Origin of the sequence: Streptomyces sp. NPDC092296, from assembly GCF_044755465.1 — a bacterium.
GTDB lineage: Bacteria > Actinomycetota > Actinomycetes > Streptomycetales > Streptomycetaceae > Peterkaempfera.
Window position 1 is genome coordinate 145,731 of record NZ_JBIVRB010000002.1, and the last position, 24,852, is coordinate 170,582.

At 74.2% G+C, this 24,852-nt stretch carries 20 protein-coding genes; 10 read left to right on the forward strand and 10 right to left on the reverse strand.

The window, feature by feature from the left end; genetic code table 11:
* The first annotated feature begins 219 nt into the window (after positions 1-219).
* The 4 genes from ACIQGZ_RS08380 (at position 220) to ACIQGZ_RS08395 (ending at position 5,696) form a co-directional block, all read left to right on the forward strand.
* Complete coding sequence (locus ACIQGZ_RS08380; RefSeq protein WP_402600115.1) at positions 220-2,640, forward strand: SpoIIE family protein phosphatase; 2,421 nt, start codon at positions 220-222, stop codon at positions 2,638-2,640.
* A gap of 205 nt (positions 2,641-2,845) precedes the next feature.
* Positions 2,846-3,295, forward strand: a complete 450-nt coding sequence (locus tag ACIQGZ_RS08385; RefSeq protein WP_402600116.1) for a MarR family winged helix-turn-helix transcriptional regulator — start codon at positions 2,846-2,848, stop codon at positions 3,293-3,295.
* The gene (locus ACIQGZ_RS08390) at positions 3,292-5,169 is read left to right on the forward strand and encodes an MFS transporter (RefSeq protein ID WP_402600118.1); all 1,878 of its coding nucleotides are present in this window, start codon (positions 3,292-3,294) and stop codon (positions 5,167-5,169) included. The genes ACIQGZ_RS08385 and ACIQGZ_RS08390 overlap by 4 nt, the downstream gene beginning before the upstream one ends.
* A complete protein-coding gene (locus ACIQGZ_RS08395) occupies positions 5,145-5,696 on the forward strand; it encodes a cysteine hydrolase family protein (RefSeq protein WP_402600119.1) in 552 nt (183 codons plus the stop codon). Before ACIQGZ_RS08390 ends, ACIQGZ_RS08395 begins: the two co-directional genes overlap by 25 nt.
* Before the next feature lie 25 nt (positions 5,697-5,721).
* Here ACIQGZ_RS08395 and ACIQGZ_RS08400 read toward each other — a convergent pair whose 3' ends face one another.
* The 3 genes from ACIQGZ_RS08400 to ACIQGZ_RS08410 all read right to left on the reverse strand — a co-directional run bounded on the left by ACIQGZ_RS08400 (position 5,722) and on the right by ACIQGZ_RS08410 (position 7,778).
* Positions 5,722-6,447 carry an SDR family NAD(P)-dependent oxidoreductase gene (locus ACIQGZ_RS08400; RefSeq protein ID WP_402600121.1) on the reverse strand — a complete coding sequence of 242 codons (726 nt, stop codon included), beginning with the start codon at positions 6,445-6,447 and terminating at the stop codon, positions 5,722-5,724.
* Positions 6,448-6,624: 177 nt separating this feature from the next.
* Entirely contained in the window at positions 6,625-7,185 is a 561-nt protein-coding gene (locus tag ACIQGZ_RS08405; protein ID WP_402600122.1) for a TetR/AcrR family transcriptional regulator, read from the reverse strand.
* A 14-nt stretch (positions 7,186-7,199) separates the two neighbouring features.
* Complete coding sequence (locus ACIQGZ_RS08410; protein ID WP_402600123.1) at positions 7,200-7,778, reverse strand: sugar O-acetyltransferase; 579 nt, start codon at positions 7,776-7,778, stop codon at positions 7,200-7,202.
* Positions 7,779-7,851: 73 nt separating this feature from the next.
* Between ACIQGZ_RS08410 and ACIQGZ_RS08415 the strand changes: the two genes are divergently transcribed.
* A complete protein-coding gene (locus tag ACIQGZ_RS08415; protein WP_402600124.1) occupies positions 7,852-9,075 on the forward strand; it encodes an MFS transporter in 1,224 nt (407 codons plus the stop codon).
* 46 nt (positions 9,076-9,121) lie between these two features.
* Here the strand turns inward: ACIQGZ_RS08415 and ACIQGZ_RS08420 are convergent, their stop codons facing one another.
* From ACIQGZ_RS08420 to ACIQGZ_RS08430, 3 genes are all read right to left on the reverse strand, one after another.
* On the reverse strand, positions 9,122-9,334 hold the full coding sequence (locus ACIQGZ_RS08420) for a DUF397 domain-containing protein (RefSeq protein WP_402600126.1): 213 nt from the start codon (positions 9,332-9,334) through the stop codon (positions 9,122-9,124).
* Between the two features lie 160 nt (positions 9,335-9,494).
* Positions 9,495-10,457, reverse strand: coding sequence for a hypothetical protein (locus ACIQGZ_RS08425; protein WP_402600127.1), 963 nt, complete (start codon positions 10,455-10,457; stop codon positions 9,495-9,497).
* 22 nt (positions 10,458-10,479) lie between these two features.
* Positions 10,480-11,223, reverse strand: coding sequence for a hypothetical protein (locus ACIQGZ_RS08430; RefSeq protein ID WP_402600128.1), 744 nt, complete (start codon positions 11,221-11,223; stop codon positions 10,480-10,482).
* Between the two features lie 351 nt (positions 11,224-11,574).
* Here ACIQGZ_RS08430 and ACIQGZ_RS08435 point away from each other — a divergent pair, with 351 nt between their 5' ends.
* Positions 11,575-12,762, forward strand: a complete 1,188-nt coding sequence (locus tag ACIQGZ_RS08435; protein WP_402600129.1) for a tyrosinase family protein — start codon at positions 11,575-11,577, stop codon at positions 12,760-12,762.
* 79 nt (positions 12,763-12,841) lie between these two features.
* On the opposite strand, the gene ACIQGZ_RS08440 is transcribed toward ACIQGZ_RS08435, so the two are convergent.
* The gene (locus ACIQGZ_RS08440; RefSeq protein ID WP_402600130.1) at positions 12,842-13,306 is read right to left on the reverse strand and encodes a PPOX class F420-dependent oxidoreductase; all 465 of its coding nucleotides are present in this window, start codon (positions 13,304-13,306) and stop codon (positions 12,842-12,844) included.
* 72 nt (positions 13,307-13,378) lie between these two features.
* Between ACIQGZ_RS08440 and ACIQGZ_RS08445 the strand changes: the two genes are divergently transcribed.
* A complete protein-coding gene (locus ACIQGZ_RS08445) occupies positions 13,379-13,903 on the forward strand; it encodes a GNAT family N-acetyltransferase (protein ID WP_402600132.1) in 525 nt (174 codons plus the stop codon).
* A gap of 17 nt (positions 13,904-13,920) precedes the next feature.
* Here ACIQGZ_RS08445 and ACIQGZ_RS08450 read toward each other — a convergent pair whose 3' ends face one another.
* The 3 genes from ACIQGZ_RS08450 to ACIQGZ_RS08460 form a co-directional block, all read right to left on the reverse strand.
* The gene (locus ACIQGZ_RS08450) at positions 13,921-15,894 is read right to left on the reverse strand and encodes a primary-amine oxidase (RefSeq protein WP_402600134.1); all 1,974 of its coding nucleotides are present in this window, start codon (positions 15,892-15,894) and stop codon (positions 13,921-13,923) included.
* Between the two features lie 228 nt (positions 15,895-16,122).
* Positions 16,123-17,658, reverse strand: coding sequence for an APC family permease (locus ACIQGZ_RS08455; protein WP_402600136.1), 1,536 nt, complete (start codon positions 17,656-17,658; stop codon positions 16,123-16,125).
* A gap of 62 nt (positions 17,659-17,720) precedes the next feature.
* Positions 17,721-18,680: a hypothetical protein gene (locus ACIQGZ_RS08460; RefSeq protein ID WP_402600137.1), complete on the reverse strand. Its 960-nt coding sequence runs from the start codon at positions 18,678-18,680 to the stop codon at positions 17,721-17,723.
* A gap of 397 nt (positions 18,681-19,077) precedes the next feature.
* On the opposite strand from ACIQGZ_RS08460, the gene ACIQGZ_RS08465 reads away from it, so the two are divergent.
* From ACIQGZ_RS08465 to ACIQGZ_RS08475, 3 genes are all read left to right on the forward strand, one after another.
* Complete coding sequence (locus ACIQGZ_RS08465; protein WP_402600139.1) at positions 19,078-20,484, forward strand: hypothetical protein; 1,407 nt, start codon at positions 19,078-19,080, stop codon at positions 20,482-20,484.
* A gap of 442 nt (positions 20,485-20,926) precedes the next feature.
* A complete protein-coding gene (locus tag ACIQGZ_RS08470) occupies positions 20,927-23,446 on the forward strand; it encodes a glycoside hydrolase family 9 protein (protein ID WP_402600140.1) in 2,520 nt (839 codons plus the stop codon).
* A 93-nt stretch (positions 23,447-23,539) separates the two neighbouring features.
* Entirely contained in the window at positions 23,540-24,790 is a 1,251-nt protein-coding gene (locus tag ACIQGZ_RS08475; protein ID WP_402600141.1) for a cellulose-binding domain-containing protein, read from the forward strand.
* The last annotated feature ends 62 nt before the right edge of the window (positions 24,791-24,852 follow it).

Genomic DNA, 24,852 nt, shown 5'->3' on the forward strand with positions numbered 1-24,852 from the left:
CCCCCCGGCGCAGCCGGATGGACCGGTTCCGTTACACCCCGATCGGCCCTGCGCGGCAGGGGCGCACGCCGGTGCGCGCGGCGCGGCCCGGCGCCCGTGCACCGGCCCGCGCCGGGCCCGCGTCGGCCGCCCCGCCGACCGGCCGCCGAGTTGAGCGGCTGCGGCCCAGGGGAGACGCTGGGAGCACCGACCACCCCGACCGGTGCGGAATGGGCAGCGATGGAGACGCACGGCAGCGACCCCCGGGACCAGCCCGGCGATCGTCGCTGGCCGGCGGAGCCGGCGACGGCCACCGCCGACCCCCGCGGCGTCCTGACCGGGTGGAGCGAGAGCGCCCGGCTGCTGCTCGGCCACACCGCCGACCAGGCGGTGGGCCGGCCCGCCGCCGACCTGCTCGGCACCGAGCCGCCGCGCGAAGCGCTGCGGGCCTGCGCCGCCCACCGCCCATGGCGCGGCCTGCTGCGGCTGCGGCACCTGGCCGGGCATTGGCTCGCGGTCGAGGTGCGCATCGAACCGCTGCTGGACGGCGCCGGGCGGCTGCTGGCCCACCAGCTGTTCGCCCTCCCGGTGGAGCGGCTGCGCTCCGAGCAGGATCTGACGCTGCTGGAGTGGTCCTTCGACCAGTCGCCCGCCCAGTTCGCCACCTACGACCTGGAACTGCGGCGGCGCTGGATCAACGACACGGCCTGCCGGGCGTTCAAGATCCGCAAGGCCGACGTGCGGGGGTTCCGCCTGGAGGAGGGCAACCGGGGCGCGGTCAGCGCCGAGTACCTGCGGCGGCTGCGGCAGGTGCTCGAAACCGGGCTGCCCGTCCACTTCGAGAGCCGCACCCGCAAGCCCGGCATGCCCGACGCCATCGCCTGGGACACCTGGCTCTGGCCGGTGCGCGACCTGGCCGGGCAGCTGTGCGGCGTCTCCGTCGCGTCGATCGACGGCACCGAGCAGCAGCTGGCCCGCGACCGGCTCGCCCTGCTCAACGAGGCCGGCATCCGGATCGGCAGCACCCTGGACGTGGTGCAGACCGCCCAGGAGCTGACCGACATGGCGGTGCCCCGGCTCGCCGACTTCGCCAGCGTCGACCTGCTGGAGGGCCTGTGGCAGGGCGAGGAGCCGGTGCCGGGGCCGATCGCCGGACCGGTGGCGATGCGCCGCGCCGCGCACCGCTCGGCCACCGGGGAGTGCCCCGGCGTCGGGGCGATCACCGCGTACGCCCCCGGCTCGCCGCCCGCCGACTGCCTGGCCACCGGCCGGTCCGCCCTGCTCGGCGCCGCCGACCCGGCCTTCGTCCGCTGGCCGGCCGACCACCCCGGGTCGGCCGACCGGAGGCACGGCCGTGGGCAGCACTCGATGATGGTGGTGCCGCTGAGCGCGCGCGGTGCGCTGCTCGGCGTGGCCGTCTTCACCCGCAGCGCCCACCCGGAGCCGTTCGTCCAGGACGACCTGCTGCTGGCCGAGGAGCTGGTCGCCCGCGCCTCGCTCTGCGTGGACAACGCCCGCCGCTTCACCCGCGAGCACACCACCGCGCTGGCCCTCCAGCGCAGCCTGCTGCCGCAGCGGCTGCCCGGCCAGGCGGCCGTCGAGGTCGCCTTCCGCTACCTGCCCGCCGGCTCCCAGGCGGGCGTCGGCGGCGACTGGTTCGATGTGGTGCCGCTCTCCGGGACCAGGGTCGCGCTGGTGGTCGGGGACGTGGTCGGGCACGGCATCCAGGCGTCCGCCACCATGGGCCGGCTGCGTACGGCGGTCCGCACCCTGGCCGACGTCGACCTGCCGCCGGACGAACTGCTCACCCACCTGGACGACCTGGTCTCCCATCTGGCCGCCGACGAGGACCGGGTCACCGACCCGGCCTCCGAGGGCGGCGGCGACGTCGGCGCGACCTGCCTGTATGCGGTCTACGACCCGGTCTCCCGCAGCTGCTGCCTGGCCAGCGCGGGCCACCCGGTGCCCGCCGTCGTCGCTCCGGACGGCACGGTGGACTTCTTCGACGTGGCCCCCGGGCCGCCGCTGGGCCTGGGCGGGCTGCCCTTCGAGGCGGCCGAGCGGCAGTTGCCCGAAGGCAGCCTGCTGGTGCTGTACACCGACGGCCTGATCGAGTCCCGCGACCGGGACGTGGACGAGGGGCTGGCCGAGCTGCGCCGGGTGCTGGCCATCCCGGCCGCCTCGCTGGAGGCCACCTGCGACCAGGTGCTCCGGGCCCTGCTGCCGGGCCGGCCGAGCGACGACGTGGCGCTGCTGATCGCCCGTACCCTGGCCTTCGATCCGGCGCGGGTGGCGACCTGGGAGGTGCCGTACGATCCGGCGGCGGTCGCGGAGGTGCGGGCGGCGGCCGGGCAGCGGCTGGCCGAATGGGGGCTGGTCGAGGCCGGGTTCATCACCGAGCTGGTGGTGAGCGAGCTGGTCACCAACGCGATCCGGTACGGCCGGCCGCCGATCCGGCTGCGGCTGATCCGCGACGACCACGCCCTGGTCTGCGAGGTCTCCGACACCAGCAGCACCGCCCCCCATCTGCGCCGGGCCCGGGTCTTCGACGAGGGCGGCCGGGGCCTGCTGCTGGTCGCCCAGCTCACCCAGCGCTGGGGCACCCGGCAGGCGTCCACCGGCAAGACCATCTGGGCCGAGCAGGCACTGCCGCCACTCTGACGCCCGTACGCGCGCTCGCGTAGGCGGCCGCCGCGCGGCTCGACGAGGACGGGCCGCTCCCTCGCGGGGCTGATGTGCCGAGGGGCGGTGCGGGCTGGGCGCGCGCGGTTCCTGGCGCCCCCGGCGGGGCGTCCAGGCGGTGTACGGAGCGGTGGGGCGGAGTGGGGGTAGTTACGACAGATTGATTAACCTATTGTTACTACTCATGGATGAGACCGGAACACCCCCTGATGACGCCGTCGAGGTCGCCGCAGCGCTGCGGCTCGCCGTCGGCCGGATCGCCCGCCGGGTGCGGCAGGCCCACACGGTGGGCGAGCTGACCCTCTCCGAGGCGTCCGTGCTCTCCCGGCTGGACCGGGAGGGCGCGGACTCCCCGGGGGCGCTCGCGGAGACGGAGCGGGTGCGCCCGCAGGCCATGGCGGCCACGCTGGCCGGGCTGGAGGAACGCGGCCTGGTGAGCCGCCGTCAGGACCCGGCCGACGGCCGCCGCGCGGTGGTGTCGGTGACGGACACCGGCCGCAAGGTGCTGGCCGACCGGCGCTCGGAGTCGGTGCAGCGGCTGGCCGCCCTGCTGGACCAGGAGTTCACCCCCACCGAGCGGCGGCAGATGCTCGCGCTGCTGCCGCTGCTGGACCGCCTCGCGGAGCGGCTGTGACGGCCGGGCGGCCGGATGCGGCCGACGCTCGGCAGCCGGGCGGGCGCGAGGTCGGCGGACGCTACAAGTGGGTGGCGCTGTCCAACACGACGATCGGCGTGCTGATCGCCACCATAGACAGCTCGATAGTGATCATCTCGCTGCCCGCGATCTTCCGCGGCATCGGGCTGGACCCGCTCGCCCCCGGCAACATCGGCTACCTGCTCTGGATGATCCTCGGCTACACGCTGGTCTCGGCGGTGCTGGTGGTCGCGCTCGGCCGGCTCGGGGACATGTTCGGCCGGGTCCGGATGTACAACATGGGCTTCGCGATCTTCGCCTGCGCCTCGCTCGCCCTCTCGCTCGACCCGCTGAAGGGCGGCGGCGGCGCGCTCTGGCTGATCGGCTTCCGGATGGTGCAGGCCGTCGGCGGGTCCATGCTGACGGCCAACTCGGCGGCGATCCTCACCGACGCCTTCCCGGCCCGGCAGCGCGGCATGGCGCTGGGCATCAATCAGATCACCGCGCTGGCGGGCATGTTCCTCGGGCTGCTCGTCGGCGGCGTGCTGGCCGCCGTCGACTGGCGGGCGGTGTTCTGGGTCAGCGTCCCGTTCGGGGTGGTCGGCACCTTCTGGTCGTACCGCAGTCTGCGTGAGACCGGCTCCCACCGACCGGGCCGCATCGACTGGACCGGCAACATCACCTTCGCCACCGGGGCCGGCGCGCTGCTCGCCGCCATCACCTACGGCATCCAGCCGTACGGCGGCCACTCCACCGGCTGGACCAACCCCTGGGTGCTGGCCGGACTGGTCGGCGGCGTGCTGCTGCTGGTGGTGTTCTGCCTGGTGCAGACCCGGATCGCGGAGCCGATGTTCCAACTCGGGCTGTTCCGCATCCGTGCGTTCGCCGCCGGGAACCTGGCGGCGCTGCTCATCGCCATCGCCCGGGGCGGCATGCAGTTCATGCTGATCATCTGGTTGCAGGGGATCTGGCTGCCGCTGCACGGCTACGACTTCGAACGCACCCCGCTGTGGGCCGGCATCTTCATGCTGCCGCTCACCGTCGGCTTCCTGATCGGCGGTCCGACGTCCGGCTATCTGTCGGACCGCTTCGGCGCCCGGCTGTTCGCCACCACCGGGCTGCTGCTGGTGGCCGGCTCGTTCCTCGGCCTGCTGCTGCTGCCGGTGGACTTCTCCTACCCCGCCTTCGCGGCGCTGCTGCTGGTCAGCGGGCTCGGGCAGGGGATGTTCTCCGCCCCCAACACCTCGGCGATCATGGGCAGTGTGCCGCCGGGGCAGCGCGGGGCGGCCTCGGGCATGCGCTCGACGCTCCAGAACTCGGGCACCTCGCTGTCGATCGGGCTGTTCTTCTCGCTGATGATCGCGGGCCTGGCCGGGTCGCTGCCGCACGCGCTGGACAGCGGCCTGCAAGCCCAGGGCGTACCGGCGGCGACGGCCGGGCAGGTGGCCGGACTGCCGCCGGTGAGCACGCTGTTCGCCACCTTCCTCGGCAACAACCCGGTCGGCAATCTGCTCGGGCCCAGCGGCGTACTGGACACCCTGCCCGCCCAGAACGCGCAGACCCTGACCGGGACGCGCTTCTTCCCGGAACTGGTCACCGGACCGTTCCACCACGGCCTGGTCACCGTCTTCAGCGTGGCCGCGGCGATGGCCCTGGTCGGCGCGGTCGCCTCGGCGCTGCGCGGCCGGCACCACCGGGCCGGCTCCGGGCAGCCGGCCGACCCGACGGGCGCCCCGACCACCGAGCAGACGACCGACCCGACCGACCCGGCCGGCCAGAAGACCGTCCCGACCGGCCAGAAGACCGACCCGGCCGGCCAGAAGACCGACCCGACGAACGGACAGGAAGAATGTCGCACCGCGCCCTCCTCGTGATGGACATCCAGCGGGCCATCGTGGACCGCATCCCGGACCCCGGATACCTGCCGCGCCTGCGCGGTGCGGTCGACGCCGCCCGGTCGGCGGACATCCCGGTGATTTACGTGGTCCTCGGATTCCGCGCCGGACACCCGGAGGTCAGCGCCCGCAACCAGCGCTTCGGCGGGCTCGCCGGCAGCGGCGCCTTCGCCGAGGGCGACCCCGGCGCCCGGATTCACCCGGACGTCGCGCCCCGGCCCGGCGACGTGGTGGTCACCAAGAAGCGGGTCAGCGCCTTCACGGGCAGCGACCTCGACCTGGTGCTCCGGGCGGGCGGTGTCGGCCAGCTGGTCCTCACCGGCGTCGCCACCAGCGGCGTCGTGCTCTCCACCCTGCGCCAGGCCGCCGACCTGGACTTCGAGCTCACCGTGCTGGCCGACGGCTGCGCCGACGCCGACCCCGAGGTGCACCGGGTGCTCACCGAGAAGGTGTTCCCCCGGCAGGCGGAGGTGCTCACCGTGGCGCAGTGGGCCGCCGCCCGCTGACCCCCGCCGGGCGGGCGGGGGCCGGTCACACGGCGCCCCGCCCGCCGTCGACCGGGATGACGGCGCCGGTCACATAGCCGGCCGCCGGGGAGGCGAGGAAGGCGATCACCGCCGCGATCTCCTCGGGGCGGGCGGGGCGCCGCAGCAGGGTTTCGGCGCCCAGCTGTTCGATCAGTTCCCGGCTGGCCCCGTCGGTGTAGACCGGACCGGGGGCGACGCTGTTCACCCGGACGCCCCGGGAGCTGAACTCGGCGGCCCAGGAGCGCGTCATCGCGCTGAGCGACGCCTTGGAGGCGCTGTAGGCGGCGCCGCCGGCCAGCCCGATGCGGCCGGCCACGCTGTCCACGCTGATGACGGCGCCGGAGCCGCGCTCGGCCATGCCCGGGGCCAGGGCGCCCACCAGCTGGTAGGCGGCCCGTACATTGCCCGCGAACAGCCGGTCGAAGGTGTCGGTGTCCAGCTCGGCGGTGGGCCCGAACCAGGCCCGCCCCGCGTTGTTCACCAGGACGTCCACCGGGCCCGCCTCAGCCGCCAGCCGGGCGACGTCGGCCGGGTTGAGCAGGTCAGCCGCGAGGAAGCGGGCCTGGCCGCCGGCCTCCTCGACGGCGCGGACCACGGCCGCGCCCCGGTCCGCGTCCCGTCCGTGGATCAGCACCCGGTGGCCGTCGCGGGCCAGCGCCTGGGCCGTCGCCCTGCCGATGCCGGAGGTCGCCCCCGTCACCAGCGCGGTCCTGGGGTTCTGTGCGGTCATGGCCAACACACTCCAAGGGGATCGGTGGTCCGGCCTCCGCAGGTTCCCCCGGCTCGGCCGCCCAATCCCGTCGGCGGGCAGAAAAAACCCTGGCCGGCACCGATGTCAGGTCGGGTGCCGGCCAGGTGCCGGGGCGCGGGTGGCTGGGGCTGCCGGGTGCCCGGAGGAGCGGGGTGGTCAGGCGGCTGGGCCGCTGTTCGCACGGGTGATCCGGGTGATGGCCTCCAGGGTGAGCGCGCGGTCGTGCGGCTCGGTCTCCAGCGCGCGGTGAATGGACAGTCCTTCGATGAGGGCGTCGAGCTGGCGGGCGGTCGCCGGATCGAAGTGCCACTCCAGCGCCCGGCGGCTGCGCCGCATCCACTCCCGGGTCAGCTCCCGGTAGGCGGGCTTGCGGGCCGCCAGGGTGTACAGCTCATGGGTGAGGACCAGTTCGCGCTGGTTGCCGCTGGAGAGGTGGTGCACGAGGTCCGCCACCGCCTCCCGGGCCTGGTCGGGGGTGGCGGCGGCCCCGAGCCGCTCCTCGAACACCGTGACGACGCTGGTGGCGAAGCGGGTGAACGCCTCGCGCAGCAGCTCGTCCATGCCGGCGAAGTGGTAGGTCATCGAGCCCAGTGGCACCCCGGCCCGCGCGGCGACCTTGCGGTGCGAGGTACCGGCGACCCCGGCCTCCGCGATCAGGTCGAGCGCGGCGGTGATGATGCGCTCCCGCCGCTCGGGGTCGGTCTGTCCGGTCGCCACGGTGCTTCCTTCTGCTAGATCGAACGGACCACCCGGGCCGGGTTGCCCACAGCGACCACATTGGCGGGGATGTCCTTGGTGACGACGGCTCCGGCGCCGATGACGCTGTTGTCCCCGATGGTCACCCCGGCCAGGACGATCGCGCCGCCGCCGAGCCAGACGTTGTCACCGATCGTGATCGGCCGGGCCGCCTCCAGCTTGTCCCGGCGCGGCTGCGGCTCCACCGGGTGCGTCGGGGTGAGCAGCTGCACGTTGGGGCCGATCTGGCAGTCGCGGCCGATGGTGATGGGGGCGACGTCGAGGGCGGTGAGATTGTAGTTGATGAAGGTGTCCGCACCGACGCTGATGTACGTGCCGTAGTCGACGAACAGCGGCGGCCTGATGTGGGCACCGGCCCCCAGCGAACCGATCAGCTCGGTGACGACGGACTGCGCGGCCCCGGCGTCCTCGGCGTACGCGGCCTGGTACTCGGCGGCCAGTCGCACGGCGCGCTGCTGGGCCTTGGCGATCTCGGGGTCGTCGGAGATGTAGAGGTCTCCGGCGAGCATCCGCTCATGGTTGGTACGGGGGTCCCCGGCGAAGTAGTCCTGCATGCGTACGATCGTACACCTGGGCGTACGATCGTACTTCCCGCCCATCCGAACCGTCTGCTGAGGCCCTGCTGCCATGGATGCTGCCACCCGCCGCTGGCGTGCCGCCCTGTTCGTCTTCATGCTCGCCGCCGGTACCGGCGTGGCCTCCTGGGTGGCGCGCACCCCGGCGGTCCGCGACGGCCTGGACGTGTCCACCGGCGCCATGGGGCTGGTGCTGTTCGGACTCTCCACCGGCTCGATGGCCGGGGTCACCGCCTCCGGCCACCTCGTACGCCGCCGGGGCGGCCGGGCCGCGATCACCGCCGGGGTCACCCTGGTCGTGGCCGGGCTGCTGATCGTCGCCGGGTCCGCCAGTCTGGCGCTGGCGGCCGGGGTCTTCTGCGGCCTCGCCCTGTTCGGCTTCGGCCTGGGGCTGGCCGAGGTCGCCTTCAACATCGAGGGCGCCGCCATCGAGGGCGTCATCGGCCGCCCCGTCCTGCCGGTGCTGCACGGCTGCTTCAGCCTGGGCACCGTCGCCGGCGCGCTGCTGGGCATGGGGCTGGTCGCGGTCCGGCTCCCGGTCGGCTGGCACCTGGCGGCCGTCGCGGTCCTCGTCGCGGCGGCCGGCAGCTGGTCCGTACTCTCCATCCCGCCGGGCACCGGCCGGGAGACGGCCACCGCCGCCACCGCTGCGCCGGAACCCGGTGGCTGGCGCCGCCAACTGAGCGTGTGGCGGGACCGGCGGCTGGCGTTCATCGGCCTGATAGTGCTGGCCATGGCCTTCGCGGAGGGGGCCGCCAACGACTGGCTGCCGCTGCTCATGGTCGACGGCCACCACGTCAGCGCCACCGCCGGATCGCTGACCTTCCTGGTCTTCGCCGCCGCGATGACCCTCGGCCGCTTCACCGGCGGGCCGCTGCTGGAACGGTTCGGGCGGGTCCAGGTCGTGCGGGTCAGCGCCCTGGTCGCGGTGGTCGGCGTGGCCGGGGTCATCCTCTCGCCCAGCCCGCTGGTCGCCGGCGCCGCCACCGTACTGTGGGGCCTGGGCGCCTCGCTGGGCTTCCCCGTCACCCTCTCCGCCGCAGGCGACCACCCGCACGACGCCGCCACCCGGGTCGCCGCCGTCGCCACCGCCGGCTATGTCGCCTTCCTGGTCGGCCCGCCCACCCTCGGCCTGCTCGCCGACCACCTCGGCCTGCGGGCCACCATGACCGTCGTCCTCGCCCTGCTGCTCGTCGCCGCCACCCTCACCGGCGCCCTCGCCCCGACCCCCGCCACCCCCGCCACCCCCACCGACCCGGCCCCGGCCCCGCAGTGACCCGGGAGCGCCCGGCCGTCGACCGCGGCCGGGCGCTCTGCCAGGCTTACGGGCGGCTGAATGCGCCGTCCGGCATCCCGCCCTCGAACGCCCGCCACTCGCCGGGGGCGAAGACGAGCGCGGGCCCCTTGCCCTGGTCCTTGCTGTCCCGCAGGGCCACCCGCCCGTCATCGAGGAAGGCCACCTCGACGCACTCGGCCTGTCCGTTGCTGCGCTTGCTCCTCCGCCAGACCGCACCTGCCAGGTCGGCACTGTTCACCTGCTCAACTCCCTTGCTGCTCGGGGGAGAAGGTCCTGGGTGCCCCTGTGGTCCAGCGCGGCATCCCAGATCACTGTGAAGGGGTAGCCGATCGGGGGGTTCCGTCTCCCGACCCTCGACGCCGAGCTTGCCGGCGACGGGGCGTGCGGGCGGGCGCTGATCAGTCGGCGTGCGGGGCGGGCATCGAGGTGATCACGGCGTCGAGCTCGCGGGGGGTGAGGGTGGGGCCGTCGGTGGCGAGTGACCACTGCCAGGTGTGGTCGGTCCAGGTGTGGACGCAGATGCCGGGGTCACCGAAGATGCCGCCCAGGTAGGGCGGGTCGCCGGGGCGGCTGCGGGCGAGGCGGGCGTCGAAGGGGCCGTGGGCCCGGGTGCCGGCGCCCAGGTCGAGGCCCAGGTCGATGACCAGCAGCCCGCTCGGCAGATCGCCGTCGAGCACGGAGGGCTGCTGCCTCGGCCCCGGCCAGTAGCCGGGCACGGGCAACGGACGCCCCCGGTGGGCGGCCTCGGCGGCGCGGCGGCGCTCCTCCCAGGCCGCCTGGGCCCCGGCCAGGTCCGCCGGGTCGAACAGGGAGTCCGGGAGACGGTCGGGGAAGGCGAGGTCGCGCAGCTCCTCCCGGTACGCGCCGTCCGGCGACCCGACCCGCAGCAGCAGGCCCTCGGTGCCGTCCACCACCACATCCAGCGGCCCGGCCAGCGGTACGTCCAGCGTGACGGCCCAGCCCTTGCGGTCCGCGTGCACGGCCTCCTCGGGCTCGGACAGCGGTACGGCGGCGGCGAGCGGGCCGTACCCGGAGGTGAGGACCAGCCGCTCCGGCGACTCCGCGAAGCCCCAGGGAAAGCCGTCCTCCGCGAAGTCGAGACCGGAGGGAGCGTCGTCACCGGACTCCTCGGGGGTCGCGATCCACAGCGCCCCGTCGGCATGGGCCAGCGGGTCCGTGTACGCGCACCGCCACGACCCGGGCGGCCGGAAGGCGAAGGTCTCGGTGGTGGCCACCCGGCCCGGGGGGCGGCCGTGCCCGTGGTCCCGGCGCGGCCGCACCACGGCGTACGTACCCGTCACGGCCGGTCGCGGGCGGGAGAGCAGCGCCCTCCACAGCTCCTCCCAGGTCGGCGCAGCCATGGAGAGCTCCTGTTTCCGGAATTCAGCCGCCAGTGCCCGTCTTCGGGCACATCCTAGTGGTCCTCGCCCGGACGCAGACGTCCCAGCCACGGAACTTCTCCCCGGTGTGTCCGTCGTCGCCGACCGCCGAACTTCCGTTGGCGAACCTGACGTCAAACCTGACCAGCGGGAATTTCGTGACGTTGTTCGTGCTGCCGAATCCGTGGTTCAGCGTCGTACCGTTGTGCGCGGCGCTGGAAGCGGAGCCGTCCGCGTGATCGTGGCGCCAGCTGCTGCACGTCTTGTCCTGGCTTTTCGAGATGTTGACGCCGCACTCGTAGTAATAGCGGAGGCTGAAGCTTGACGGACCGCTCCAGGGGCCGGCGTACAGGGTCAGCGTCCAGCGCTTGGACGTCTTCCCGACCGCGTTCTCCTTGAGGTGGAGCTTCACCTGCTGGACCGGCTTGCAGCCGTTGGCGCCGCAGGACGCCTCGATGGCCCAGACGTACGCCGACTGGTAGATGTAGGCGGTCTTCAGGCCGCCCTCGCGGAGCCGGTAGCCGCGCGGCGTCGCGATGTTCGGCGTCACGGATTTCCCGGCCAGCTGCGCGCGGGCCTCGGCGGGGAGCACGGACGCGGGAACCGCCTTCGCGGGGCTGAGCGGCCGGTCCGCGAAATAGGCCACCTGCTGGGTTTTCGGCGGTGCCGCCGAGGTGGCCGCCGCCGATGTCACCTCGGCGGGAAAGGCAGCGGTGATCGCCGCACTCGCGGTCATGGCGGCGGTCACCGCACTCCATGCGAACCGGTGTTTGACATCCATTCTGCTTCCCTCGCCCCGTGGTTCTGCCGCAGTACTGCTGACACACATTCGGGACTGTAGGCGTGGCCGGAGGCGCGCCGATCGGGTTCACCCGAATTCGGCGTTCCGCCGCCTTGCGCGCGCCCCTTACGCCGGCCCGCGCATCCCCCGGATGGAGCAATCCCGGTTGCGGGGGCCGACGACTGGGTCCAACGGTGGTCGGACGGGGCGCAAGCACGCACCGCGAGCACGCACGGAGGACCATACGCACCGTCGCCCATAGGCACCGTCGCCCATACGCACCGTCGCCCATAGGCACTGTCGCATCGAGGAGGAGCCATGGCCCTGGTCGTCCGCAGGAACCAGGCCGTGCTGAGCACGGCGGAGAAGAGGGCCTACGCCGACGCCGTGTGGGCCCTGAAGCGAAGCGACCCCGGCGGGTACGACAGCTTCGTCCGGGCGCACTATGACCTCTTCGACAGCGCCGTGGGCCATTCGGGGCCGGCCTTCCTGCCGTGGCACCGGGAGTTCCTGCTCCGCTTCGAGCAGGGTCTGCAACGGTTCGCACCGGGGATGGCGGTGCCCTACTGGGACTGGACCGTCGACCGGGACCCGTGGTCGTCGATCTGGGACGCCGACTTCCTGGGCGGTGACGGAGGCGACGACGCGGACCGGACCGTGCCGGACGGGCGCTTCGCCGCCGACACCGGCTGGAAGTGCCTCCCGCTCGGCATCGACCGGACCCGGCTCAGCCGGGAGTTCGGCCTGGGGGAGGAGGCGCTCCCCACCCCCGCCGCCGTACGGGACTGCCTCACCCGCACGCCGTACGACACCGCCCCCTGGGACGGCAGCTCGGCCGGGTTCCGCAACGCGTTCGAGGACATCCACAACCGGGTCCACAACTGGGTGGGCGGACACATGGGGCCGGCCAGCTCCCCCAACGACCCGGTGTTCTTCCTGCACCACTGCAACACGGACCGCCTGTGGTCCCAGTGGCAGGCCGGGCACCCCGGCGACGGCCCGCCGGCCACCGGCGCCCGCCCCGGCCACAACCTCAACGACCCGATGAAGCCCTGGGGCACCACGGTGCGGAGCGTGCTCGACCCCGGGGCCCTGGGCTATGTGTACGACACCCAGGGCCCCGAACCCCGGGGGGACCAGATGCTCCCCGGCGACACCCTCCTGGGCGGCCACAATGTGGTGTCCCAGGGCGGCAGGTTCCTCCTCGGGTACCAGACCGACGGCAACCTGGTGCTGGCCCCCACCGATGACACGGCACATCCGGTCTGGAACTCGCGCAACCGCAACCGGAACGACGTCGGCCACTGCGCCATGGAGGCCGACGGGCACCTGCGGGTCCGGGGCAGGGGCGAGCCCGGCAAGGAGACGGTCTACTGGGCCTCCGACAACCCGGACGGCACCCCGGGATACCGGCTCACCGTGTGGGACCAGGGGTTCATGACCATCCACCCCCCGGACAGTCCGGGCTCACCGGTCTGGGACTCCCGCAAGCAGCCCGGTCCCTGACCTGGGCTCGGGCCCGCCCGGTCCTGCGCGGGCCCGGCCCCGGCCGGGGTGGGTGCGGTCGTCAGCCGTCGGTGGGCCGTCAGCCGTCGGTGGGTGGGGGGAAGCCGCCGGTGGCGATGGGCCCCCAGCGCTGGGGGGTCACCCGGAGCAGGCACTTGCCCTGGCGGTGCATGGCCGCGCGGTACTCGTCCCAGTCCGGGTGCTCGCCCGAGATGCTGCGGTAGTACTCGACCAGCGGCTCCAGCGCCTCCGGCAGGTCCAGCACCTCGGTGTCGCCGTCGATTTGGACGTACGGCCCGTCCCAGTCGTCGGAGAGCACGCAGACCGACGCGCGGGGGTCGCGGCGGGCGTTGCGGGCCTTGGCGCGCTGGGGGTAGGTGGAGACCACGATCCGGCCCTCGGCGTCCACGCCGCAGGCCACCGGGGAGGTCTGCGGGCGGCCGTCGGCGCGGGTGGTGATCAGCAGGGCCCGGTGCCGGGGGCGCAGGAAGTCGAGCAGCCCGGCGAGGTCCGGGCGGTCGGCGGTAGCGAATCTGGGTGCCATGGCGAGCACGCTACAACGCCGGGCGCACCCGCCCCACCGGGACGGGACCGGCGGCTCGGCCATACTGGCGGCATGGACCAGCCCGCCATCCCGTACACCCTGCCGACCGAGCACACCCTGCCGACCGAGCGGCTGCTGCTGCACGAGGTGCTGCCCGCCGAGGCCGCCGAACTGCTGGCGGGCCGCACCACCGGCCGGGAATGGCTCGGCGGCGGGCCCGGCGAGGGGACCAGGGAGGCCGCCGGGATGCTCACCCTGGCCGCCGAGGCGGGCTGCCACACGCCGCGCTGGGCGCTGTACCGGATCGCCCGCCGGGACGACGGCATGACGGTCGGCGGCATCTGCTTCCACGGGCCGCCCGCCGACGGCGGCGCCGAGATCGGCTTCGAACTCGCCCCCGGCGCGCGCGGCCTCGGCTACGCCACCGAGGCGCTGCGCGCGCTGGCCGGCTGGGCGCTGCGGCAGCCCGGCGTCGACCGGGTCACCACGATCACCACGCCCGCCAACCGGCCCTCCCAGCGGGTGATGGACCGGGCGGGCTTCACCCGGACCGCCGATCAGGACGGCCTCAACACCTATCGGCTGAGCCGCTGCTGACCGGCGGTCCGGGGCGCTCAGGCGTGGCAGTGGCCGCCCTGGGCGGTGGGCGGCACGTCCAGTGACGGGTTGCGGTCGAAGAAGCCGGTGGGGCGGAGGGTGAAGCCCGCCGAGTCGACCGGCATCACCGGCCAGTCCTCCAGCCGGGGCAGGTGGGTCGGGCCGAAGACGTGCCAGAGCGACAGTTCGGTGTCGGTCAGCGGCTGCTGCTCCGCCAGCCACTCCGGGATGCCGGCGTCGCCCTCGTGCTGGTTGGGGTAGTCGCCGTCCGGGTAGCGGCGGTCGGCGCGGTACGGCGTCACCCACAGGTGCCGGGTGCCGTACGCGACCCGGCGGGCCACCGACGAGCCCGGCTGGGAGAGCAGCACCGGCCCCGGCTGCGGCACCAGGGTGTACGCGACGGGCTCGCCCATCCGGTTGAGCGAGCCGGGGTTGCCGATCCGCCAGCGCCGCCCGACCGCCGGGTCGGCCAGCCGCCCGGCCTGCGAGGTGTCGGCGACGACGGTCGCCCGCGCGGTGAACGCGTTGCCGTGCGGGTTCTCCGGGCCGGTCGCGATCGGCACCACGTCCACCTCCTCCACGGTGTTGCGCGGGCCGTCCACCGCCGGGTCCAGGCGGACGCAGAACAGGTGCTGGTGGTACGGCGCCAGCAGCCCCGGGGCGACCTCGGTGCCGTACGGGGAGCCGGCGCCCGGCTCGATCGCCGAAGTCTGCACGATGCCGGTGGACTTGACCTCGAAGCCGATGGTGCCGTCCTGGTACAGGTACCAGTAGAAGCCGTAGTCGTAGTTGCCGAGTGTGGCGATGTACGAGATCACCAGCCGCCGCGACCGCCGGCTCTGCACCGCGTTGTCGTCGAAGATGTTGGTGTGCTTCCAGAGGAGGCCGATGTCCTCCTCGTGGATGCAGATCGCGTTGGGCGCCGTGTACGGGTGGCCGTGGTCGTCGGTGAGCACCGCGTCCAGGTAGCGGATCTCGCCCAGGCAGTCGCAGCCCAGCCGCAGCGCGTTGGCGTTGCGGCCGAGCAGGTACTCGCCGGCGTCCAGGTAGCAGACCCAGTTGCGGGTGGGGTTCGGCTCGGCGTACGGCACCGCCATCTCGGCCAGCGACGCCCGGTGCAGCACCGGCCGCTCGCGCTCGCCGTCGCGGTAGGACAGCTGGTGCAGCACCAGGCCCTCGCGGGCGTTGAAGCCGACCCGTACCGACCAGTTCTGCCAGCTCAGCAGGGTGCCGTCCAGGGTGAAGGACGGGCCCTCGGGCTGGGTGATCTCCAGCGGGCGCAGATCGGTGCGCGGCGGGCCGGTGAACTCCGCCTCGTACCGGCCGCACTCGGCCGGGATCGGCACCGCGCCGGTGTCCAGCAGCCGGAGGACCCGCTGCTCGATCAGGTCGACGTCCGCCAGCAGGCCCGCCACCGGGTGGGCGAACGGGTTGTCGCCCTCGTCGCAGCGGAGGAAGGTCAGCGAGCGCAGCATCCGGCGGCCGGCCTCGCCGGGGATGCCGAAGCTGCCCGCCGCCAGCGGCGCCGCCACCACCAGCTCCAGATCGGTGATGCCCCGGTCGGCCATGGCCTTGCGCCAGCCGGGGTCGGCCTTCACCACCCGGTCGCACAGCTCGTAGTCCTCGAACAGCAGCGGCGGCTGGCCGTAGGGCGCCTGATCGGTCCGCAGATCGTGCCAGGAGGCGACGGTACCGGCGGTGAGGTCCACCAGGGCCTCGCCCGCGGCGCCGGTGGCGGTGTCCAGCAGGGTGGCGCGCACCCGGCGGTGGACGGGGGCGCCGGGGCGGTGGGCTGCGGCTTCGGCGCGCGGCGGCTCGTCCAGCAGGACCAGCGGGAAGCGGGTGGTCGGGGTGACCCGGCCGGACTGCTCCAGGATGCGGCGGGCGGCGGCGAACTCGGCTGCGGTCAGGTCGTCCAGGGGGTGGGGGGGCGACGTGGCGGGTGCCGGGGTGGTGGCCGGGGTGGTGGCCGGGGGGTTGTGGCAGTCCATGAGCCTCACCTGGTTTCGTACGGGGGCTTGCTGTGGCGCGGGGGTCAGCGTGACGAGGGTCAGGGGCGCGGGAACCGGGATGCCACGGGGTGGGTGGTCGTCCGCGCGGTTCCTCGCGCCCCTGGGGGGATGGTGCCGAGGTGGGGGTGGGGGGGCGGCCGTGCGGTTCCTCGCGCCCCTGGGTGGGTGGGGGTCGGTCGCGCGGCTCAGCGCCCCTGGCGGGGCGGGTCAGTCGGTGGTCTGGCGCTGGGCGGCCAGTTCCAGCTGGTACGCCTCGTGGCCCAGGCCGATCCGGGCGTGGACGGCCGGGCGGCGGAACCGCAGCAGCAGGCCGTAGACCAGGCCGCCGACCGCCGCGATGGCGATCACGCCGGGGAGCACCCAGCGCAGCGCGGAGTCGGGGTCGGAGCCGAGCAGCATGTCGAAGTCCACGACCGCGTAGACCATGATCACCGTCAGGGCGATCCCAGCCACCGTCGCGGCGGCCAGCCGCCACCCCTGGGCGGCGACGGCGCCGCGCCGGACGAAGAAGACCACCACCGCCAGCGAGGAGGTCGCCATCAGCAGCAGCACACCGAGCGCGCCGACATTGCCCATCCAGATGAACAGGTCGTCCACCGGGTCCTTGCCGGTCAGGGCGAAGGCCGACACCACGCAGAGCGCGATCACGGTCTGGAGCAGCGAGCCGAACGCCGGAGCGCCGCTGGTCCGGGAGGCCCGGCCGACCGCCGACGGCAGCAGGCCCTCACGGCCCATCGCGAAGGCGTACCGGGCGACCACGTTGTGGAAGCTCAGCATGGAGGCGAAGATCCCGGTGGCGAAGAACACGCCCAGCACATCGGAGAAGCTGCTGCCCAGCCGGTCGGCGCTCAGCCCGAAGATCAGCCCGGCGCTCGCCTCCTGCGAGGCACCCACGATCTTGGACGGGCCGGTGGCCACGCCCATCGCCCAGGAGCTGAGGGCGAAGAACACGGCGGTGAAGCCGATCGCCGAGAACATCACCCGGCTGACCACCACATGCGGGCGGCTGGTCTCCTCCGCGTACACCGGCGCCTGCTCGAACCCGGTGAAACCCGCGATCACAAAGCAGAGCGCGGTGCCCAGCCCGGCGCCGGTCAGCGTCGACGGGTTGAGCGCGTGGAAGGTGACCCCCTCCGGCCCCGGGTCGGAGACGAACGCGATGTCCACCACGAACACCGACAGGCACTCCAGCATCAGCAGCACGCCCAGCACCCGGGCGTTGAGGTCGATCTTGAGCGCGCCGAGCACCGCGACCAGCGCCACCGCGGCCAGCGACGGCACCCACCAGACGACGTCGGTGTGGAAGAAGGTCTCGAACAGCGAGGAGACCTGGAAGCCGAAGATGCCGTAGATGCCCACCTGGAGCGCGGCGTAGGCGATGAGCGCGACGAACGCCGCGCCCGTCCCCGCCGTGCCGCCCAGCCCCCGGGATATGTAGGCGTAGAAGGCGCCCGCATTGTGCACATGGCGGCTCATCTCGGCATAGCCCACGCTGAACAGGGCCAGCACCACGCCGAGGATCACATAGAGCAGCGGCTGCGCGACGATGCCCATCACCGCGTAGGTGGTGGGCATCACCCCGGCGACCACCATCATCGGCGCACTGGCCGCCAGCACCGACAGCAGCAGCCCGGGAGTGCCGATCCGGCCGGCCCGCAGCGCCTGCTCCTCGCCCCGGTAGGTCTTGATCGCCGGCGCTTTCGATGCCGTCGTCCGGGGACTTGGTTCGCTGCCCGTCAGCATGAGGGGGACTTCCTTCCGAAAAGGGTGGTGGGGAGGTGTGGTGCGGCCGGGCGGCGGACGGATCAGCCGGACGGCGGGGGAGCGAGCGCGACCGCCTGTTCCCGGGCGGCCCGGAAGGACTTCCGGGGGTCGGGGCCGCCGTAGGACCACGGCTCGGGGGAGGCGTGCGGTCCGATCGCGTGGAAGAGCGCGGCAGCCTCGACCAGCCGGCCGTCCAGCACCTTGGCGTACGCCAGGTGGTTGAGGTCCAGCTTGAGCCGGGCGTGCTGCTCCCGGGCGTCGTCCAGCCACCAGGCGAAGGCGTCGTCCAGGCTGCGCCGCGCCCGTGGCGAGGACCAGCGCGGCAGCCGCGCCGGGTCGGCGGGCAGCAGCCCGGCGGCGGCCAGCACCCGGTACCGCTCGATGTGCGCCACCAGCGGCAGCACCGCCAGCGGCGACCCGGCCGGGCACTGCGCGGCGGCCCGGTCGGCGAAGTCGTACACCGGGTGGTCCGGGTCGTCGGGGTCGGGGTGCGGCGGGCTGTACTCGGCCAGCCGGGCCACCACCAGGTGGTGCGCATCGCGGTGCCACGGGTCCAGCTCCCGGACGCGTTCGAAGCTGCCGTCCAGTAACGCCTGGTCCAGGGCACCGCGCGCGCCGAGCAGCAGCAGGCCCACCCAGGGGGAGGGGTCCTGCGGCGCCCGCTCGGCCAGGGCCAGGCAGGCGGCCTGCGCGGCGGCGGGCGCGGCCTTGCCCCGGACGGCGAGCAGCACGGTGGCGAAGGCGTCCAGCGCGGCGGCGTCGGCGTTGTCCGGCTCGACGGCCAGCCAGTCCTTGGCCCAGCCCGCCGTGTCGGCCCCGGCGAGCACGGCCAGCCGGTGCGAGCGGCGGTCCCAGTCCTGGCCGGTCTCGTCGAGCAGGGCGCGGGCGCTCGTCCAGCGGCCCTGCGCCAGGTCGTCGCGGGCGGCCGCGAGCGCGGTGTCGTCCAGTGCCGGATCGAGGGTGAAGTCGTACCGGGAACGGGAGAAGCCGAAGGGGGTCATCGCCTGCCCTGGTCGTCGCCGAGTGGCCGGCTGGGGGCCTTCGGGGCGTGCGTCACGTCCGGCTCCGAGTCTTCTGGTGTGAGGTGCGGCCGGCGCGCCTACCGCGGACCGGACTGGGGGCGCGGCGCGCGGACCCAAGCGGCGCTGATCACCCGGGACCAGCCAAGCAATGCGCGGGGGGCGCCTTCAAGGCTGTGCTTGTTGTCTCGATGTAGTCCTGTGGACACGCCCCGGCACCGCTGGGCTGCGGAGCGGCACCGGAGAGCCCCCAGGGCCCCGGCGCGGGATACGAAACGGCACCGTTTGCCGGATTCGGCTGCGGATGGCGGCCGTCCTTGGTAATCGATCCCTGGCATGTCCGCGCACATACGGCGGGCGAACCGAGGAGGAGGCAGCCGTGGTACGAGCAGGCACCGCGCAGGACGAGGTGCATCCGCTGGCGGAGGTCCGGCGGGACCGGGGCTGGAGCTACCAGGACGTCGCCCGGCTGGTGGCCGAGAACGCGCGGGCACTGGGCGTACCGATGGCCGCCCGCCGGGAGAAGGTGTGGCGCTGGGAGCACTGGGGCGTCATCCCCGAGCGGGACAGCCAGCGCGCCCTGGCCCGCGCCCTCGGCGTCCCCCACACCGAGCTGGACACCCGGCCGTGGCCCGCCTGGCTCACCGTGGAGCCGGGCCCGCCGACGGCGGGCTGGCCATGGGACCGGGCGGGCAGCCTCGCCGCGCTCACCGCCTTGCAGACCGCGCCCCCGGCGGACCCCCGCAGCGACCCCGCGCCCGCCGGGCCCGAGCTGCTGCGGGCGATCGAGGAGTGGACGGCGGCCCCGCCCCCGTCCGCCGCGCCCCCCGCCGTGCCGCCGCAGCGCGAGCAGCCGCCCGGCGGGCCGGTGGATGGTGGCCAGGTGGACGGGGGCCAGGTGGACGGGGGCCAGGTGGACGGGGGCCAGCTGGACGACGGCACCCTCGGCTGGCTGGAGCGCGGAGTGCCGGTGCTGCGCGGGCTGGACGACCGGTTCGGCGGCGAGTCGATACGCGGCCGGGTCGAGGCGGACCTCGCGCTCACCGCCGACCTGCTGCGGCGCGGCGCCCACCGGCCCCGCAGCCGCCGCCGGCTCTACCGGGTGGCCGCCGACCTGGCCCAGCTCGGCGGCTGGGCGTGCACCGACGCGGGCCGCTACGGCGCCGCCCAGCGCTACCACCTGACGGGCCTGCGGGTCGCCCACACCGCCGAGGACCCGCTGCTGACGGCCGGCATCCTGGCCGGGCTCAGCCTGCAAGCGGTCGTCGCCGGGCAGCCGGCGGAGGCGCTGGCCGCCGCCGACGCCGCCGGGCGCGCGGTGCCGGGCGGCGGTCCGGCCCGGGTGCGGGCGCTGATGGCCACCCGGCGGGCCCGTGCCCATGCGCTGCTGGGGGAGGAGGTCGCCGGGCGGCGGGCGCTGGCCGACGCCGAGCAGCTGCTCGACGCGTCGGCGGGGGAGGAGGCGCCGTCCTGGCTCTACTACTTCGACGCGGCGGAACTGGCCGGGCAGGCGGGCAGCGCGCTGCTCGACCTGCGGCTGCCGGGGCAGGCCGCGCCGTTGCTGGAGCGGGCGCTGACCAGCCAGGACCCGTCCTGTGTACGGGACAGGGCGCTGTACTCGGTGCGGTCGGGCACCGCCGCGCTGCTGCTGGGCGACACCGACCGGGCCCGGGGACTGGCGCGGCAGGCGGGGCGGTTGGCGGCGTGGTGCGGCTCGCCTCGGCTCGGTGCGGCGCTGGGTGAGCTGCGTGACCGGCTGCCGGAGCCCTCCGGGGGGCGGCAGTGAGGCGGGGGCGCGGGCTGGGGCGCGGTCGGGCGTTCCGTCAGGTGGGCTCTCCGGGGTCCTGTCCGGCGTCCTGTCCGGGGTCCTTTTCGGGAGGCTGCTCGGAGGGCCGTTCGCAGGGCCGTTCGGGGAGCGGATCGCCGGTGGCCGGATCTCGGTGGCGTGGCGGAAAACCTCCCCCTGTCGTGGGAGCGCTCCCGCAGAGGCCCGTTACGGTCGAAAGTTGCCTTCGAGAAGTGAAGACGCGCGGTGGTCTTGACGCGCTCGTGACACTGCTGGCTTCATGTGTAGCGATTCGCTGACTCCTTCCGACTGCGAGAAGTGGAGACCGGTCCCGCCCCCGGGCCCGTACTTCCCGTGACGCTGCCGGGGCTGATGGCCACCGACGTCTGGGAGCGCTCCCACCCGAGCCCCGTTCCACCCACCCGGCGAAAGGCCCCCACCCGTGCCTCCCGTCACCACCCGTCCCGGTCGCCGCCGCAGGGCCGTGGCCCTGCTCTCCGGCGCGCTGCTGCTCGCGGCCGGGGCCGCCACCGGCAGCCCCGCGGCCCTCGCCGCCACGGCGGCCCCCGGCGCGGCGCCGCAGGCGGCCGCCGCCGACACCGGCTCCCCGGTCCGCGTCAACCAGCTGGGCTACCTGCCCGACGGGCCCAAGAACGCCACCGTGGTGAGCAGCGCCACCACGCCGCTGGCCTGGCAGCTGCGCAACGCGGCCGGCGCCACCGTCGCCTCCGGCAGCACCGTCGTGCACGGCGCCGACGCCGCCTCCGGCGACAGCACCCACCTGGTGGACTTCTCCGCGTACACCGGCACCGGCACCGGCTTCACCCTGGCGGTGGCCGGGCAGACCAGCTACCCGTTCGACATCGCGGCCGACCTCTACGCCGGGCTGCGCTCGGACAGCCTCAACTTCTTCTACCAGCAGCGCAGCGGCATCGCCATCGACGCCTCGCTGGCCGGCGGCGCGGCCTACGCCCGCCCGGCCGGACACCTCGGCGTGGCGCCCAACAAGGGCGACACCAGCGTCCCCTGCCAGGCGGGCGTCTGCGACTACGGCCTCGATGTGCGCGGCGGCTGGTACGACGCGGGCGACCAGGGCAAGTACGTCGTCAACGGCGGCATCGCCGCCTGGCAGCTGGTCAACTCCTTCGAGCGCGCCAAGCGGGCCGGCACCGACGCCGCGCTCGGCGACTCCACGCTGCGCGTCCCCGAGCGCGGCAACGGCGTGCCCGATGTGCTGGACGAGGCCCGCTGGGAGCTGGAGTTCCTGATGCGGATGCAGGTCCCGGCCGGCAAGCCGCTGGCCGGCATGGCGTTCCACAAGATCCACGACGCCGACTGGACCGGCCTGCCCACCCGCCCCGAGCAGGACAGCCAGCAGCGCGAGCTGCACAAGCCGTCCACCGCCGCCACCCTCAACCTGGCCGCCACCGCCGCCCAGTGCGCCCGCGTCTACGCCCCGTACGACGCCGCCTTCGCCGCCAGGTGCCTGGACTCCGCCCGCCGCGCCTGGACCGCAGCCAAGGCCAACCCGGCCCTGCTGGCCCCCGCCTCGGACGGCACCGGCGGCGGCTCCTACGACGACGCCAACGTGGGCGACGAGTTCTACTGGGCCGCCGCCGAGCTCTACGCCACCACCGGCGAGGCGCAGTACCGCGACGCGGTCACCGGCTCCACCTACCACACCTCGGCCGTCTTCAGCCCCGGCGGCTTCTCCTGGGGCGACACCGCCGCGCTGGGCCGGATCACCCTGGCCACCGTCCCCAACGGCCTGCCCGCCGCCGACCTGGCCCGCATCCGCGCCTCGGTGACCGACGCCGCCGACGGCTACCTCGCCACCATGGCCGCCCAGGGCTACGCCGTGCCGCTGCCCGCCGACGGCTATGTGTGGGGCTCCAACAGCCAGGTCGCCAACAACGCCGTGGTGATCGCGGTGGCGTACGAGCTGACCGGGCAGCAGCGCTACCGCGACGGCGCGCTCCAGACGCTCGACTACCTGCTCGGCCGCAACGCCCTCAACCAGTCGTACGTGTCCGGCTACGGCGAGCACGCTTCGGAGAACGAGCACCACCGCTTCTGGGCCCACGAGTACGACGCCTCGCTGCCGCACCCGCCGCCCGGCTCCTTCGCGGGCGGCCCCAACTCCGGCCTCCAGGACCCGGTGGCCGAAGCCGAGCTGACCGGCTGCCGGCCCGCCACGTGCTACATCGACGACATCGGCTCGTACTCCACCAACGAGGTGGCGATCAACTGGAACGCCCCGCTCGCCTGGCTGGCGTCCTTCGCCGCCGACGACCCGGGCGGCTCCGGTGAGCCGCAGCCGGTCACCCCCAAGGTGCTGGTGAACCCGTCCGCCGTCACCGTCCCCGAGGGCTCCAGCGCCACCGTCGGCGTCCGGCTCTCCGGCGCCCCCAAGCAGAACGTCACCGTCACCGTCACCCGGACCTCCGGCGACCAGGACCTCACGGTCGCGGCCGGCGCCACCCTGGTCTTCACCCCGGCGAACTGGGCCACCGCGCAGCCGGTGACCATCGCCGCCGCCCAGGACGCCGACACCGTCGACGGCAGCGCCGTCTTCACCGTCGCCGGAGCGGGCGCCGACAGCGCCACCTTCACCGCCACCGAGGCCGACGACGACAAGGCTCCGGCGGCCGGCTGCTCGGTCACGTACCACGTCGACAGCGCGTGGGGCGACGGCCTCACCGCCACCGTGACGGTGAAGAACACCGGCCAGAGCACCATCAAGGGCTGGACCCTCGGCTGGTCCTTCCCCGGCAACCAGCGGATCACCAACGCCTGGAACGCCACCGTCACCCAGAACGGAGCGGCCGTGACTGCCAAGGACGCCGGTTGGAACGGCACCCTGGCGCCCGGCGGCACCGGAAGCTTCGGCTTCCAGGCCGGCTACTCCGGCAGCAACACCGCACCGACGCAGTTCACCCTGAACGGCGTTGCCTGCGGCTGACCTCCGTACGGGGCGCCGGACCGTCCCCCGGCGCCCCGCACAGGTCCGCATGACCGAGCCCCCACCCAGGCTTGCGAGAGGAAGCGGAAGACCATGACCCGTACCACACGCCGTACCCGAACCCCGTTGATAGCCGCTGCGGCCGCCATGTTCGCCGCCGCCGCAGCGCTGCTGCCACTGCCCTCGGCCCAGGCCGCCGCCGCATCCGGCTGCACGGTCGACTACACCCTGAACCAGTGGGCCGGCGGCTACACCGCCGACGTCAAGATCACCAACCTCGGCCCGGCCGTCAACGGCTGGACCCTGAAGTGGACCTACGGCGCCGACGAGCACATCACCTCGGCCTGGAACGCCACCGTCACCCAGAGCGGCAAGGCCGTCACCGCCACCGACGTCGGCTGGAACGCCTCCATCGCGACCGGCGGCACCGCGAGCTTCGGCTTCCAGGGCACCTGGAGCATCGCCGACCCGATCCCCGCCAACTTCTCGCTCAACGGCACCGGCTGCAACGGCGCGCCCAACCCGACCGCCTCCGACACGGTCAAGCCCACCACGCCGCCGCCCACCACCCCGCCGACCTCCCCGACCCCGACCCCGAGCAAGACCACCGCCCCGCCGACCACGCCGCCGCCCACCACCCCGCAGCCCCAGACCGGCTGCGGCACCGCCGCCGCCGTCTGCTCCGGCTTCGAGGACCAGACCGGCTCCAGCCCCAGCGGTGACTGGCAGATCATCACCCCCGACTGCCAGGGCTCCGGCACGGCCACCATCGACACCAGCGTGGCGCACAGCGGCAGCCGCTCGCTGCGCATCAACGGCCAGGCCGGCTACTGCAACCACGTCTTCGTCGGCACCACCCGCAACGTCTCCTCGGTCGGCCCGGTGTTCTACGCCCGGCTGTGGGTCCGGCACACCACCGCGCTGCCGGCCGCGCACGTCGCCGCGATCACCATGGCGGACTCCAACGACGGCGGCCGCGACCTGCGGTTCGGTGGTCAGAACAGCGCCATGCAGTGGAACCGGCAGTCCGACGACTCGACCCTGCCCGAGCAGAGCCCGGCCGGTGTGGCGCAGTCCGCGCCGCTGCCGACCAACACCTGGAACTGCCTGCGGTTCGAGATCGACACCACCAAGCAGTCCATGCGCACCTACCTCAACGACTCCGAGGTCCCCGGCCTGCACGTGGACGGCGTCCCCACCCACGACATCGACAGCCAGTGGCTGAGCCGCAGCACGGCACCCCGCCCGACCACCTTCCGGCTCGGCTGGGAGAGCTACGGCGGCGGTGACGACACCCTGTGGTACGACGATGTCGCGGTCGGGTCGCAGCCGCTGAGCTGCTGAGCGGCTGAGCTGCTGACACCGCGCCGCTGATCCGGCCGCCGCGCGCCCCGATGTCGGTGACA